The organism is Arthrobacter sp. efr-133-R2A-120 (genome assembly GCF_030209835.1).
Lineage (GTDB): Bacteria > Actinomycetota > Actinomycetes > Actinomycetales > Micrococcaceae > Arthrobacter.
Genome location: NZ_JARVRF010000011.1, coordinates 193,753 through 207,462, shown reverse-complemented (window position 1 = coordinate 207,462; position 13,710 = coordinate 193,753). Strand labels below are relative to the sequence as shown.

Annotated in this window: 14 protein-coding genes; all 14 read right to left on the bottom strand. The window is 63.3% G+C overall.

Translation table 11 applies throughout. The features are described from left to right. Positions 1-37: 37 nt before the first annotated feature. Positions 38-976: a zinc-binding dehydrogenase gene (locus QRN52_RS07735; protein ID WP_284752146.1), complete on the bottom strand. Its 939-nt coding sequence runs from the start codon at positions 974-976 to the stop codon at positions 38-40. Positions 977-1,061: 85 nt separating this feature from the next. Further along, positions 1,062-1,523: a VOC family protein gene (locus tag QRN52_RS07730; protein ID WP_284752145.1), complete on the bottom strand. Its 462-nt coding sequence runs from the start codon at positions 1,521-1,523 to the stop codon at positions 1,062-1,064. 13 nt (positions 1,524-1,536) lie between these two features. Next, on the bottom strand, positions 1,537-2,742 hold the full coding sequence (locus QRN52_RS07725) for an MFS transporter (protein WP_284752144.1): 1,206 nt from the start codon (positions 2,740-2,742) through the stop codon (positions 1,537-1,539). Between the two features lie 18 nt (positions 2,743-2,760). Further along, on the bottom strand, positions 2,761-3,303 hold the full coding sequence (locus QRN52_RS07720) for an HtaA domain-containing protein (RefSeq protein ID WP_284752143.1): 543 nt from the start codon (positions 3,301-3,303) through the stop codon (positions 2,761-2,763). 1 nt (position 3,304) lies between these two features. After that, complete coding sequence (locus tag QRN52_RS07715; protein WP_234754914.1) at positions 3,305-3,517, bottom strand: ferredoxin; 213 nt, start codon at positions 3,515-3,517, stop codon at positions 3,305-3,307. A gap of 44 nt (positions 3,518-3,561) precedes the next feature. Next, positions 3,562-4,770, bottom strand: a complete 1,209-nt coding sequence (locus QRN52_RS07710) for a cytochrome P450 (RefSeq protein ID WP_284752142.1) — start codon at positions 4,768-4,770, stop codon at positions 3,562-3,564. A gap of 22 nt (positions 4,771-4,792) precedes the next feature. Next, positions 4,793-5,572 (bottom strand): SDR family NAD(P)-dependent oxidoreductase, encoded by a 780-nt coding sequence (locus QRN52_RS07705; protein WP_284752141.1) that lies wholly within the window; start codon positions 5,570-5,572, stop codon positions 4,793-4,795. Further along, complete coding sequence (locus tag QRN52_RS07700) at positions 5,569-6,783, bottom strand: NAD(P)/FAD-dependent oxidoreductase (RefSeq protein WP_284752140.1); 1,215 nt, start codon at positions 6,781-6,783, stop codon at positions 5,569-5,571. Before QRN52_RS07700 ends, QRN52_RS07705 begins: the two co-directional genes overlap by 4 nt. A gap of 3 nt (positions 6,784-6,786) precedes the next feature. Next, positions 6,787-7,872 carry an ABC transporter permease gene (locus tag QRN52_RS07695; protein WP_284752139.1) on the bottom strand — a complete coding sequence of 362 codons (1,086 nt, stop codon included), beginning with the start codon at positions 7,870-7,872 and terminating at the stop codon, positions 6,787-6,789. 2 nt (positions 7,873-7,874) lie between these two features. Then, on the bottom strand, positions 7,875-9,425 hold the full coding sequence (locus QRN52_RS07690) for a sugar ABC transporter ATP-binding protein (RefSeq protein ID WP_284752138.1): 1,551 nt from the start codon (positions 9,423-9,425) through the stop codon (positions 7,875-7,877). Between the two features lie 58 nt (positions 9,426-9,483). Then, entirely contained in the window at positions 9,484-10,665 is a 1,182-nt protein-coding gene (locus tag QRN52_RS07685) for a sugar ABC transporter substrate-binding protein (protein WP_284752137.1), read from the bottom strand. A 387-nt stretch (positions 10,666-11,052) separates the two neighbouring features. After that, entirely contained in the window at positions 11,053-11,886 is an 834-nt protein-coding gene (locus QRN52_RS07680) for an SDR family NAD(P)-dependent oxidoreductase (protein ID WP_284752136.1), read from the bottom strand. Positions 11,887-11,900: 14 nt separating this feature from the next. Further along, the gene (locus tag QRN52_RS07675) at positions 11,901-12,803 is read right to left on the bottom strand and encodes an HpcH/HpaI aldolase/citrate lyase family protein (RefSeq protein WP_284752135.1); all 903 of its coding nucleotides are present in this window, start codon (positions 12,801-12,803) and stop codon (positions 11,901-11,903) included. Continuing rightward, positions 12,800-13,651 (bottom strand): alpha/beta fold hydrolase, encoded by an 852-nt coding sequence (locus QRN52_RS07670; RefSeq protein WP_284752134.1) that lies wholly within the window; start codon positions 13,649-13,651, stop codon positions 12,800-12,802. The genes QRN52_RS07675 and QRN52_RS07670 overlap by 4 nt, the downstream gene beginning before the upstream one ends. Between the last annotated feature and the right edge of the window lie 59 nt (positions 13,652-13,710).

The following is a 13,710-nucleotide window of genomic DNA, read 5'->3' as shown; positions in this document are numbered from 1 at the left end:
CAAGGGGCGCGGCAGTCGCACTTCTCCATGGGCCGTGTCAGTCGCGGACGGCCACGAGACGGCCGACGACCTCGCCGCGCTCGAGTTTCTGCACGCCTTCGCCGATCTCGTCGAACGAGATGGTGGTGATGTTGGCCTTGAGCTTGCCGTCGCTGATGAGCTTCAGCACCGCGGCGCAGTCCTCCTGGGTTCCGGCCTGGGACCCGACGAGGGTGAGTCGGGAGAGTGTCAGGCGCTGCAGGTTAAGTGTGCCCTCTGGGCGGCCCAGCCCGACCTGGACGACCTTGCCGTCGGGACGGACCGTCTCGATGGCGCCTGCGGTCGTCGTTCCGAATCCCGCATAGTCGATGATGACGTCAAGGTCCTTGTCGGCGAATTCGCGGATGTCTTTGGCGACGGCGGTCACACCGAGTTCCCTGCCCAGGTCCCAGACCTTTTCGTTGACCTCGGCCGCGAAAACCTCGGCGCCGGCACCGATACAGACCTGCACCGCGAGGGATCCAAGACCGCCGAGCCCGATGATGCCGACCTTGTCGCCGGCCTTCACGCCGCCGACCGTCATGGCGGCGTGGTACGCCGTCATTCCTGCGTCGGTCGCCGCGGCTGCCTGGTCGAAGGGAACCCCGTCCGGCACCGGGATGACGAACCTGGCCGGGGTGAGGACCTTCTCGGCGAATCCGCCATCCAAGCTGGTTCCAGGCGTGGGGATATCGCAAGGGATGGCGACACGCTGACCCGTCGCAAACCCGGTGACGTCGGATCCGACCGCCGAGACCACGCCGGCAATTTCGTGTCCGAGCGTGATCGGCCGCTTGGGCAGGAGCCCGGACAACGTTCCGTCGAGGAATCCGACGTCGCTGTGGCATATGCCCGCGGCCTTGACGTCAAGGACGAGCTCCCCCGGCCCGGGAACCGGGGCCGGAACATCATGCAGCTCCAGTGGGTGGATCTCGGTAACGAACTGCCAAGCCTTCATGACCGTCTCCTTTGCAGTGAACGTCCGTGGCTCAGGTTATCCCCGCTTCCGGGCATCCTCAATGGGTCGCGCACGATCTCGCCGCTCAGGAGACGAGTTCGTGGTAACTGGTGCTCACGAGTTCTACCGGGGTTCCCCACGGGTCTTCGCAGTACCGTACCCTGGTGCCCGAAGCAGTGATGTGTATCCGGCTTCGGGTGCGGCCGCCCAGTGCAACGAGTTTCTCGACTGAAGTGTCGAGATCCTCCACGGTGAAGGCAAGGTGGTGGATTCCTGCTTTCCAGTATTCAAAGTGCTCGTCCCGGTATTCGACGGCGGGTTCAACGAATTCGAAGAGCTCTATGCCGACGCCGGATCCATCGCTTAAGTGGGCGAGCCGCATGTGTTTCCACTTTTCGCCGAACACGTCCTTGCGACGATCAGCTGCCGCCGTTTGGATGCTCGCTTCGTGGGGCGCAACGAGCAACCTCAGGTTGAACAGTTCGCTGTAGAACTCGACGCCGGCGTCGATGTCACCGACCGTGATTCCTATGTGATTGACCAGCACTGCGGTGTTCCTTTCAGTCGATTTGCCCGGCGTACAAAGAGGCACGCCGAGTTTGGGTCTTTATGCGTTGCAGCCCCGCACCAAAACACAGAGCTGCGGCTGGGACGACGAGGGCACTCAGGACCGTCCACATTCCGGTGATATTTCCCAGCGACCTCACAACAAGTCCGGACCCGAACACGAGAATGGCGCACGCCGCATACGCAACGCAGGAGTACATGGATGTCCCCACCCCCTGCTGTCTGGGGGTCAATCCCCCCATCACGATCCTCATCCCGGTCCGATAGCCGAGTCCCTGTCCGATGCCCGCCATCCCACACCCCGCAATCACCAGAGGGAGGGACGCCACGGTGAGTCCCAGCGCCGTCATAAGGCCTCCTGCGGCGATCGACAGCGCGGAGATGACCGTCGCCGACCTCATGGAGGCTCGGGCCAACGAGTACTGCCCGATGTTCGCGAGAACGAGCATGCTGATGGAGGCCGAGTTCGCCAAAACCAGCGATGTCGACTGAAAGGCGATCGTGGCCGAGAGTGGGACTAGTGCGACGACCAGGCCGCCAACGGTGAAGGCCATGGATCCGAGCAAGTAACCGATCCACAGTGGTGGGCCGGGCGCTTCCGCGGTCTCTGACACTCTGGCGGCATCCACGGGTAGGGATCGAGTCCGGGACGGCCTCAGGCCCACGCCCACCATCGCAACGGCCGCGGCGGCGAGGACGAGATGGACGCCGAAGCCAGTGACTAGCGGGGCGGGGGCGAACTCGGCTACCAGGACGGCACCGCCGGTGCCGCTCAGGGCTCCGACAATAGTGACGGTTGCGACCATGGTGCGTCCGCGCTCACCTACAAGAGCCAAGGTGAGGGTGGCCGCGGCGCCGGCACCGAAGCCGAGGCTGATTCCGCTCAAGGCGCGTCCTACAAGCAGCCCGGGAAGACTTACCGTCAGATAGGCCACGTCGGCGGCCATCGTGGCCAGCAGGCCAAGGAACAAGAGCAGTACCGGATGTGACTGCATCCGGTGAAAGGTCATAACCAGGAGCACCGGAACGAGGGCGATCAGGAAGACGCTATATACCGCCGAAAGATCGGCCACCCCCAATCCGAGCTGCCGTCCATAGCTCGGAAGCAAAGGTGTGGCGAGCTGGGTACCGATTCCGACCGTGAGGAACGCGAGCCCAACGATGCGGGCGAGGGATGATGTATCGCCGCGCGACTTCACAGGGGCCGTGGTTTCTTATTAGGGGCCATTGACGGGGTCCTTGGCCATCAGGACCAGAGGGTCAAAAGCGGTGCCTTCCGCATACACGTCCCCGAAGAGCCCCACGCCCGACCAGGCGAGCAGGGGAGTCAACGTGGACGAGCAAGCAGGGATGTTCCCGTGGGAATTCGCCGGTACCAACCGGGCGATCCGACGACGCCTGGACTCGTCCGTTATGTCGCCGGTATCGGCTATCGTCAGCCACAATCCGTCTGAACTGGTCTCGATCGCCGGTTCAGCCAGGATGACGGTCATCATGCCGCCGTGGGCGCTGAAAGCCACCCCGCCCGAGAACCGGACCGTACCCGGCGGGTACTCGCCGGCGCGACGAGGAAACGTGAATGCCTCACCCGTGACACTCGCCGGGAGGACGATCGCGGTCTTGCCACCGGAGTTCTTCACGTAACTCAGGAAACTGGCTTTGACGCCCCAGTGCATTTCGCCGGCAGATGCAGGCACGAGGGGGTGGGCGCGGACCATCCCCTTCTGCTTGCCGGTCCCCGCATCTGCAGTGTTGTTCATGTTAGCTTGCGGCAGAATGAAGGATGATTGCCGCAACGGGGCACACGTTAGCTGCCTTCTCGACAACCGCCTCGTCGCCGGGCGCAACCTGTGGGTGGAGCAGGATGACCGTACCGTCCATGGGGTCTTGGTCAAAGAAGTCCGGCGCTACTTCGACGCAGTTTCCTGCGCCCATGCAGCGCTCGTGGAGCACCTCAATTGTCTTGTTTGCCATGATTTGTGTCCTCTCTGGATGTGCTGCATGTCCGTATGGCTCGGTTACCAGTCCACGAGGACTGACTCGACGCCGTAAATGATGGAGTTGTGGAATTCGAGGTTTTCGATCTTTTCGACTAGTCGAAGGTTGGGGAACCGCTCGAAGATCTTGGCGAAGACGGCTTGCAACTCGACGCGGGCCAGGGGTTGACCGAGACACTGGTGCACACCGTAACCGAAGGCGAGGTGACGCCGTGCGTCACGCGTGACGTCGAACTTTTCTGGGTCCGCGAAGACCTCCGGGTCATGGTTGGCCGCCATGATGGGGGCGATCACCCCGTCGCCGGCGCGGATGTCGACGCCGCCGATGGATGTGTCAGCGGCAGCCTGACGATACGCGACGTGGTGGGCGACGCTGAGGTAGCGCAGCAGTTCTTCCACGGCACCCGGAACCAGATCGGGATTCTCCCGCAACGTCTGGATCTGGTCCGGATTTTCCAGGAAGACGAGAGTGCCAAGCGCGATCATGTTGGCGGTGGTGTCGAAGCCGCCCACGAGGATCAGGTGCAACATGTGTTGCAGTTCCTCCGCAGTGAGTTCCCCCGTTCGCACCCTGCCGCGCACCAGCCGGCTGATCAGGTCATCGGCTTCACTGTCCCAGCGTTCTTCGATGACCCGGGCGAAGTAGGCCAGCGTGTCGGCGCCGGCTTGCTGCGATTCTTCCGGGGTGCTGTCCAGGCTCATTGCTGTCTGGACGCGGTCGAGGAAGAAGGCGCTGTCTTCGGCCGGGAGATCAAGCAGCTTTGTGATCACTCGGGACGGAACCGGCAGTGCCAAGCTCTGAACCAGGTCGACCGGGCCGCCGGTTTCCTCCATCTCGTCGAATATTTGATCGATCATGGCGTCGAGGTAGGGGCGATACTCCCGTACCCGGCGAATCATGAAGTCCGCGGTCAGCATGAGGCGGTGTTGGTCGTGTTGGGGCGGGTCCATGCGCGCGAACACGCGCTGGCCCTTTCGGAATGAGGCGGCCGTTTCGCTCGATTGCGGAAATCCGGGGCGCAAGGTGTCCGAGGACAGTGCCCGGTCATTGAGCAGTTGTTTGATGTCGGCGTATCGCGTGGCGAGCCAAGCCGTTGAACCATCCCAAAGCTGCACTTTGCTGATGGGCTCGATCTTGCGGACTTCGGCCATTTCGGGGGGCTGGCTCAGCGGCCAGTCCCTCTGGAACGGGAACTTCCGCAGCGTCGCTGTCTCGTTCGTTGATGCCATGACGGCTCCTTTCGTGAATGGGTCAGTAGCCCTTGCCTGCGGTCCAGCCGCCGTCGGCATTGATGATCGTTCCATTGATGAAGCGGGCCGCGGGCGTACAGAGGAAGACGACCGCAGCTGCCACGTCCTCCGGTTGTCCCCAGCTTCCGGTTGGCGTTCCCGCGATGATCGCCGCAGATTCGGGTCCGGTGCGCAGGTATTCGGCGTTAATCGGTGTTTCGACAATCCCCGGCGCGACGCCGTTGCAGCGGATGCCGCGTCCCCCCAATTCGACGGCGATCGACTTCGTGAGCATCACGAGGCCCGCTTTGGATGCGTTGTAGGCCGAGCGGTTCTTGAAGGCAAGGTCGGCCGCCACGGAGGTGACGTTCACGATGGAGCCGCCGCGACCGCTGCTTAGCATGGCGCGCACCGCTCCCTGGGCGATGAGAAACGGGGCGGTCAGGTTGAGGTCGAGCGTGCGCTGCCAATCGTCGAGCGGGTAGTCCTCGAAGGAGTGCACTCCCCTGCGTCCGGCGTTGTTGACGACGATGTCAAGCGAGCCGAAGTCCGCAGCGACCCTGTCGGGCACCCCTGCGGCCTGCTTCAGGTCGCCCAGATCGACGGCGTAGGGGCGTACATCCTGGCTTTCCCCGCCAAGACTCGCGACGGCGTCTGCCAACAGCTCCTCTTGAATATCAATGAGTGCAACACGCGCCCCTTGTGCGCGCAGACCGGCCGCAATGCTCAAGCCGATGCCTTGGGCTGCGCCGGTGACCAGCGCGACGGTGCCTTCGAGGGCAGGATGAAGCGCCATCGTCATGAGGCCGGTTGACGGAGCGAAGCGAAATGAGCCCTCACATCATGGATGGGCGCTCGTGCAAGCACGAGATTCCGGAACTGGAATATCGACGCTCCAGCAGCCATTCCCGCAACGCTCAGAAGCCTGCCCTCCTTCAGATACGCAACGAAAAGGCGCTCTGGATCATCGTCAAGGACGACGGCCTGGTCATGCCCAAGGTTTGATCCGATGCTCTGGATACGGCTCCCGTACTGTTCAGACCAGAAGTAGGGTGCGCTGACGAAACCGCCAGCGTCATGGGTGCCAAGCAACCGCTTGGCCGCATAGGTGCCCTGTTCGACGGCGTTCGTCCAATGCTCGACGCGCATGAGGCGTTCGTAGAGCGGGTTATGCCATAGCGCGATATCACCCGCGGCAACGACATCTTCCGTGCCGGCTACCGAGCACGTCGTATCGCAAACCAAACCACGCTCGACGTCGAGACTGCTGTCAAGAAGCCAGTCAACAGCGGGAACAGACCCGATGGCAACGAGCACAACATCGGCGTCCAGTGAATCGCCGTTTGAGAGGTGAACCCGCCGGATCGATCCCGACTCGTGCCCTTCCAGCTCGCGGACGGTCTGTCCGAGAACGAAACGAACGCCCTCATTCTCATGCTTCGCCTGTAGCGCGGCGCTGAAGGTCTGCCCAAGAATGTGAACAAGTGGCGCCTGCATTGGTTCAATGACGGTGACCTCCTTCCCCAGCTTGCGGGCCACGGAGGCAACCTCAAGTCCGATGAATCCGCCGCCCACGATGACGACACGCTGGGCCTCGGCCAGGTCCCCGCGCATGTTGTGGGAGTCCGCCCAGGTGCGCAGGGAGTGGACACCGCCGAGCTTGGCGAACGGTGACGGGCGCGCCATTGTGCCTGTTGCAATCACGAGGCCATCGTACTGCTCGGCGAAGGGCCGGCCGTCGGCATGTATCCCGCGAATTGTTCGCCGCTCCAGGTCGAGGCCCTCCAACCCCCCGCTGATGCGTTCGGCGCGCAGTTCGTCCGCCCACCCCATGGCGACCTTCCCGGCGGGCAGCGCCCCGGAGAGAAGTCCCTTCGAGACCTCGGGGCGGCGATACGGCACCTGGGGATCGCGGTCAACCGTGAGGAGGCGCCCGCCGAAACCTCCCTGACGGAGCTCGCGAGCAGCGCTCAGGCCCGCAACTGACGATCCGGCTATGACGATTGTTTTCATGTCTCAGACCTCAACCCTTTTCTCGGAGACTTGCCCGGCGTGGTGGGCAGACGAGGAGCCCTGCGTGCCGTGTGTTTGCGTTGATGCCGAGAGGGACCCGCCGCCTTGGTTCTTGCCCTTCGACTTCTCCTTTTTCGGCCGTGACAGCTTCTTGCGGCGGACGACAGCCAGGCCAACGGCTGCGATCAGTGCAACACCGTTGAACATCGAGGCGACCCACTGCGCTCCCGAAACCAGCTGCAAGCCCTGCACGCCGGTGGCCAGCACAAAGATGGCGAGCACTGTACCCCAGACGTTGTGCCGGCCCGGTACCAGCTGGGTGGATCCGAGGAACACAGCCGCGAAGGCAGGGAGCAACAGGGAAGGCCCGAAACCGAGGGAGGGACCGGTCAGCGACACGAAAAGCACGCCGGCGAACCCGCAAATCGTCCCTGAAATCGTCAGCGACAGGAATGACCACTTGTCGACCTGTACACCCGACAGCCGGGCTGCCTCACGGTCAAAGCCGGTGGCACGCATGTAGCGTCCCGCCGGTGTGCGCTCAAGGAGCCACCAGACGATGAGAGCGATGACGATCATATAGAAGAACACCGCTTGGAACCCGAAGATGTTCGTTTGAGTCAGACCGGTAAAGAATTCATTGTCAACCGGCAGCGGCTCCCGGTTGTTGGTCACGATCACCAGGAATGCCTCCAGAATCGATCCCATCGCCAAGGTGGCAATGAACGAATCGATCTTCAGCTTCACCACTATAAAACCGTTCAGCATGCCGATCACGGTTCCCACCGCAGTCCCGAGGAGGATTGCCCCCACCGGGTCGAGCAGACCATTCGTCTGCACAATGACGGCGAGGATGCCGGAGAAGTTCGCAATGGCCCCGATGGACAGATCGAACTGGCCGGTGACCATTGGCACTAGCAACGCCAGCGCCACGATGGCCGCGATGGCCTCCGTGGACGCCAGAAGATGGACCGTGTTCATGGTGGGGAACGTTCGAGGCGCCATGAACGAGAACAGCACGAAGAACAGACCCCAAAGGTAGAGGCCGCTGAACCTGTCCAAGCCGGGCGAGAACTTTCTTCCTGTCACTTTCATGAGGTTTCAACCTTTGATTCATTGGAACGGAGAACTCTGCGATCGAGTTCGGCCACCGAAATGTCACTTCCGGTGAGCTGTTCGGTGATCACCCCTGACCGGATAATGAGGACGCGATCGCACACGGTGGCAATCTCTTCTGCGTCCGTGGAACTGATGACAACGGCGGCTCCGGCATCGCTGGCATCCATGATGTAACGGTGCAGTTGGGCCTTGGCACCAACATCCACTCCCTGGGTCGGTTCGTCCAGGAGCATGACACGCGGCGAAATGCGCATCCACTTGCCGATCAGGATCTTCTGCTGGTTACCACCGCTGAAGCTTGCCAGCGGAGCCTTCACGGCTCCCGTTGGCCGGACCGCGAGCCGGTCCATCCACTGGCTGGATTCGGTGAGTTCGGCCCTGATCCGCAGATGACCGCCCCGGAAAAACTTCTTCATTGCCGGTAGCGTCAGGTTCTCGCACGCCGTCATTTCCATCAGGCCACCGCCGCGCTTGCGATCGGGAGCGAGATAGGCGACTCCCTTGTTGATGGCCGACGCCGGCCGGCCGGCAAGCTGGGCCCCATCGACGCGAACATCACCGCCTTCGCGTTCCCTCGCCCCGAAGATGGTGCCAAGAAGCGATTCCCTCCCCGAGCCGGTCAAACCGTAAATGCCGACGATCTCGCCCGGGCGCACTTCGAAATCCACCCCTTCGAGTGCGTCTCCTTGCAGCCCCGATACCGTCAGGACCGGCCGGCTGTTTTCCGAAGGAACGTCGGTGATCTCGCGCCGTACCGGCTCGACAGCTCCGCCGACAAGTGCGTGGATGATGTCCTCACGTGGTGCATCCACGACGTCCCTGGTGAGCACAATGTGACCGTCTCGCAACACGCTCACCCGATCGGCGAGACGGAAGACCTCATCGAGATGGTGGGTCACATAAAGGATTGCCACACCTTGTGAGGCCGCCGTCTTCACCATCTCATGCAGGTGAGCCACCTCGCGTGCCGGGAGGGTCGCCGTGGGTTCATCGAGAATGAGGACGGTCACCTTTCCGCCGTGCCGGCTCAGTGCGCGAGCGACGGCGACCCCCGTGCGTTGAGCGGCAGAGAGCTCCGCAACCCGCTTGGCCGGACTGATGTCCAGCCCGACCGCTGCAAGCGCCTGGGCCGCTTCCCGACGCGCCTGCGAACGACGAATCGTGCCGAACCTCGTCGGAAAGCCCGCCCCGATGGCCAGATTGTCAAGCACAGTGCTTTCAGAGACGAGCCCGAGGTCCTGGTGGACGATTCGGAGCCCGAGTTCGTGCGCACTCTTCGTGGAGCCGAAGTCCAGGGGCTTTCCGGCGATCAAGACCTCCCCGCGACCCGGGTCGGGGGCATGATAGCCACCGAGGACCTTGATGAGCGTCGATTTTCCCGACCCGTTCTGGCCCAGCAGCGCGTGGATCTCTCCGGGAACCAGGTTCAGTTCGAGGGGGTGGAGCACCGTCCTTGGTCCGAAAGTCTTTGACACATGCGCGATCGAGATCGCAGGAGCCATCACCGCTGTTGGCGCTGTCATGGAGAGTCCCTTCTTTTCCTTCGGTCAAATGTTCTGGGCTTGGCTTGCGCGCCGGGTGCTACTTGACGCCCCACAGTTTGAGGTATTGCTCCAGAGCACCCGTGGGGTAGTTGTAGGGCACGCTGGTGCCTTTGACGCTTTCTTGGGTGACAAGCTGGAACGGCAGCAAGGAGACCTTGTCGAGACCGTCGCTGTGGGTGATGGCGCGCAGGGCGGCATCAACCTGGGAGTACCCGGCAACGGGGTAGGAAAAGGCGGTCCAGGCGACCTGGGATCCATCCGTAAGTCCGCCCTGGGCGCCCTGATCCATTGAACGGCCCCCGATCTTGACCTGTCCGTTCAGTCCCGCGGCTTTGAGCGCCGCCGTGATCCCCTTGGAGAACTGTGCGTTGTCGAAGAAGACGTAGTTGATGTCGGGCTTGGAACGGAGGGTGTTCACGACCGTCGGGACGACCTGGTTTGCGCTTACCTGGGTCAGCGTGGACTCCAGAATCTGCACGCCGCACGCTGCGCACTTGTCAGTGACCTCCTGCTTGAAGGACTTCACGAAGGCCTCAAGGGAAGGGATGGCGGGGATGTTCTCGAACAGCACCTGTCCGAGGCCCTTGGAGTCAGCTATGAACCAATCGGCCAGCGTCTTCCCTGCGGCTGCTTCTGCATCACAGCCGAGCGCTCCCTGAATGATGCTGCCAACGGGCTGGAGCGGGCACACCGAGCCGACAATAAGGGGGATGCCGGCGTCCTTGTACTGCTGGATGACGTCTTCACCATACGCGGAGACGGGATCGCCGCTAATCAGGACCGCGTTGGGGCCCTTCGCGAGGGCGGTCAGCAACGCGGAGCGGAGGGTGGCGGGGTTCGAGCCCTGGTAGGCGAGCTCTTCGAAGGTCCAGCCGATGCCATCGACGGCCTTGTGTGCGGCGTCAACCATAAGAGTCGTCGCCGGAAGGCCGCTATTGAGGTAGATGATCTTCCCGTGCGCAGGCAACGTTCCCTTGAGCGGAATACTCTGGCTCAGGGTCGTGGGCGCCGCGACATGTGCGTCGGCGACCGCTTTGACTGCCGCCAGTTCGGCGGTGGTGGCGCCCTTTGCATCCGGCGCGCCGCCACCCGTTGCACATCCGGCCATAAGCAGTGCCGACACGGTCACCGCAATGCCCAACGTGAGCTTGCGGACGGGGCTGTTTCTACCCCGGGTGTCGGCTGGGAAGCCGGATGCGCGTTTCAGTTCCTTGTCCATTACGAACTCCATCGTTCGGGCGTCAACAGCGGGGTTGACCTTATGGTTGATTGGGCGTAGCGGTGGCCTCCTGAGACCATCGCATTCATACCTACTGTGACAACTATACACATGAATATGATCTTCGTCACGGGTTTTATATGAGCTGCGTCACGGGCCTTTTGTGAGCAGATACAGGGACCGGGAAATGCGTGATGCGGCGGCGCCCGCCAGCCCAACAGAGGACATCGAGGGAGCCCACCAAGCTGCACCGGATCCGGTCCCGCCTCGACTCGTCCCCGGCCCCGAATCGCCAGGATGCCTTGCAGCTCGTCCCGAAAGGAACGGGGGCGGATGCTTTCGCACCCGCCCCCGGTCCGCATACAGGGCAACGCGTCCCGCCATCGGTCATCGACCACGAACGTAATCATCGATCGGCGCGGTATCCCACATTCCCGCGCCGCCCGCGCCCCGGACGCTGCAAACCTGGGAGGCTCCGCCGTCGACGTAGAGAAGCTGTCCCGTGATATAGCTGGACCGGTCGGAGAGCAGGAATGCGGCGGCATCGGCGATTTCGCCGGGCCGGCCCGCGCGGCGAAGGGGCACGGTGCCGCCCCGGCGGAGCAGGTTTTCCTGCACCGCATCGATGAGGACGCCGTCAAATGCCTGCTGTGTGGCGATGAGACCGGGGGCGAGCCCGTTAACCCGGACGCCCATCGGTGCTCCGTACATCGCCGAACCGCGCAGCAGCGACAGTACGGCGCCCTTGGACGCTTGGTAAGGGATGATGTCATGGCTACCGTGCGTCCCGGCGATCGAACATGTAGCGAGGACTGTTCCGCCGCCTCCCTGCGACTCGAACTGGCGAAGTGCGGCGCGAATACCGAGGAAGGTGCTGATGACATTCACGTCCATGACGTGACGGAAATCGTCCAGGCTGAGGTCGACGAGGCGCGCCGGGCTGCCGACGATGCCCACGTTCAGGTGATACATGTCGATGCGGTGGAAGGCATCAAGGCCGGCTGAGATGTAGTGCTCGACGCCCGCCTCTGTGGACACATCCGCCTGCACGCTGATTGCCTGGCGACCATACCGCTCGGCGACCGCGGCGGCGTCGTCGCCTTCACGATCCACGACGACGACCCGCGCACCCGCTCCGACCAGGCGACCAACCACTGCCTCACCAAGCCCGCGGCCGGCACCCGTGACTACGGCTACGCGGCCCTGGAAGTTCTCCGTCATGCTTCGCGCCCCGCTTATGCGCGTTCGAGGACGAGCCTGGCTACCCTGTAATCGGGCAACGTGATGACCCGGCCGTTGAGCACAGCAGCCGGCTCACCCCTAGCCGCGGTCTCTTCGTACACATCGCACACCTGGCGCGCCCGATCCACCTCGGCGGCCGAGGGGCGCATGACTTCATTGATGATGGGCAGGTGGGCGGGCGAGACCGCAATGCAGGCGGTGAAGCCGAGATCGGACCACGTTTGGATAAATGCGCGGACCTTCTCAAGGTCCTTGTACTCGGGGATCAGCGAGCCTCCGGTTGCCCACAGCCCGTAGGCGGCAGCTGCGGCGGCGATCTTCGCGCGTGCGTACCCGCTGGTCAGCGACGAGAGCATGCCGTCGGCGCCGAAGGGCCGTGAGCCGATGTCGGCGGCGAGGTCGACGTATCCGAAGTGCAGGCCGACGACGGCCGGGTGCGCCGCGATGCGGTCGAGCTCAATAAGCGCGCGGGCGGTTTCGATCATCACATGAAGTGGGTGAACCCTGCCTGCGCCACGCATGATCGCAACGACCTCGTCGAGCTCCTCGACCGTTTCGACCTTCGGGTAGGAGATGACGATATCCGGGTCGACGGCGGCGAGTGCCTCCAGGTCAGCCCGCCCCCAGGGCGAGCCGATGTTGTTGCTGCGGACTATGATGCGGCGCCCGCCGAAGTAGTCGATGTCTGCGAGCACTTCGATGACCCGTTCGCGTACGCGCTCCTTGTTTTCGGGGGTAGCAGAGTCTTCGAGGTCGAGCATGATTCCGTCGGCCGCGACCTCCGGAACCTTGGACCAATACTTCTCGTTGAGCACCGGGACCTCGATGAGGCTGATCATGCTGGCATATTCCTGGCGCGGTGTGCGCGCGGTCAGGTCTGTGGAGGTTGTGCTCATCGTTGCTCGCCTTCCGCGAAGAAGTCCAGGAGGGAGTCGGTGAATTGTTTGGGTTGCTCGCGGGGGATGTAATGGCCGGTCTCGAACCATTCGACCCGCACGTCGGGCATGACCTGCTGAAGACGGTCGATGATGGGCTGGTCCAGGACGTTGCTGGTGCGCCCGATCATGTACAGGGTCGGCATGGCCGCCTTCGCCGACATCTCCCACAGGTACTCGACGTCGGGCAGGCTCACCGAGCCGGTGATCCACTGCAGGTCCGGGTCGGCCTTGGGCACCAGCTTGCCCGCCCAGTTCCGGCGCACCTGGTACTTCACGTGCAGGTCGATGAACTCCTCGACCCACTCCGGGTGCTGCGCCAGGTAGAACTCGCGCACCTCGTTCTCGTCACGGAAGCCGCGCAGGTTCGTGTTGCGCGCGATGAAGTCCCGCATGAACCGCGCACCCTCCACGCTGGTCGCCGGCCCCGCATCCGATAACGCCATCCGCCGCACCTGCCCGGGGTTCTCCCCCGCGATCGCGATCGAGACACGCACCCCGTTGGAGTGCCCGACAAGGTAATAGGGTCCGATGCCCATCTGCCCGAGCAGCCCGGTGACATCACCGGCGAACGCCCGCACCGCGTAGCCCTGCGGGGACCAGCTGCTCTCCCCATGACCGCGCAGGTCCGGGGCAATGACGTGGTACTTCTCCGCAAGACGGCGCGCGATCGGATCCCAGGTGTGGGCGGTGACGCTCAAACCATGCACCATCACCAGCGGCTGGTTCCCGCGCTTGCCCCATTCCAGGTAATGGATGTCCAGGCCGTTGACCCTGGCCCGGCCTTCTTGATACTCGTGCGCAGTCACAGTGCTCCTCTTTGAGTTAGTCCGGGCTCAACACGCCCGGCAGACCAGCAATTCCATCC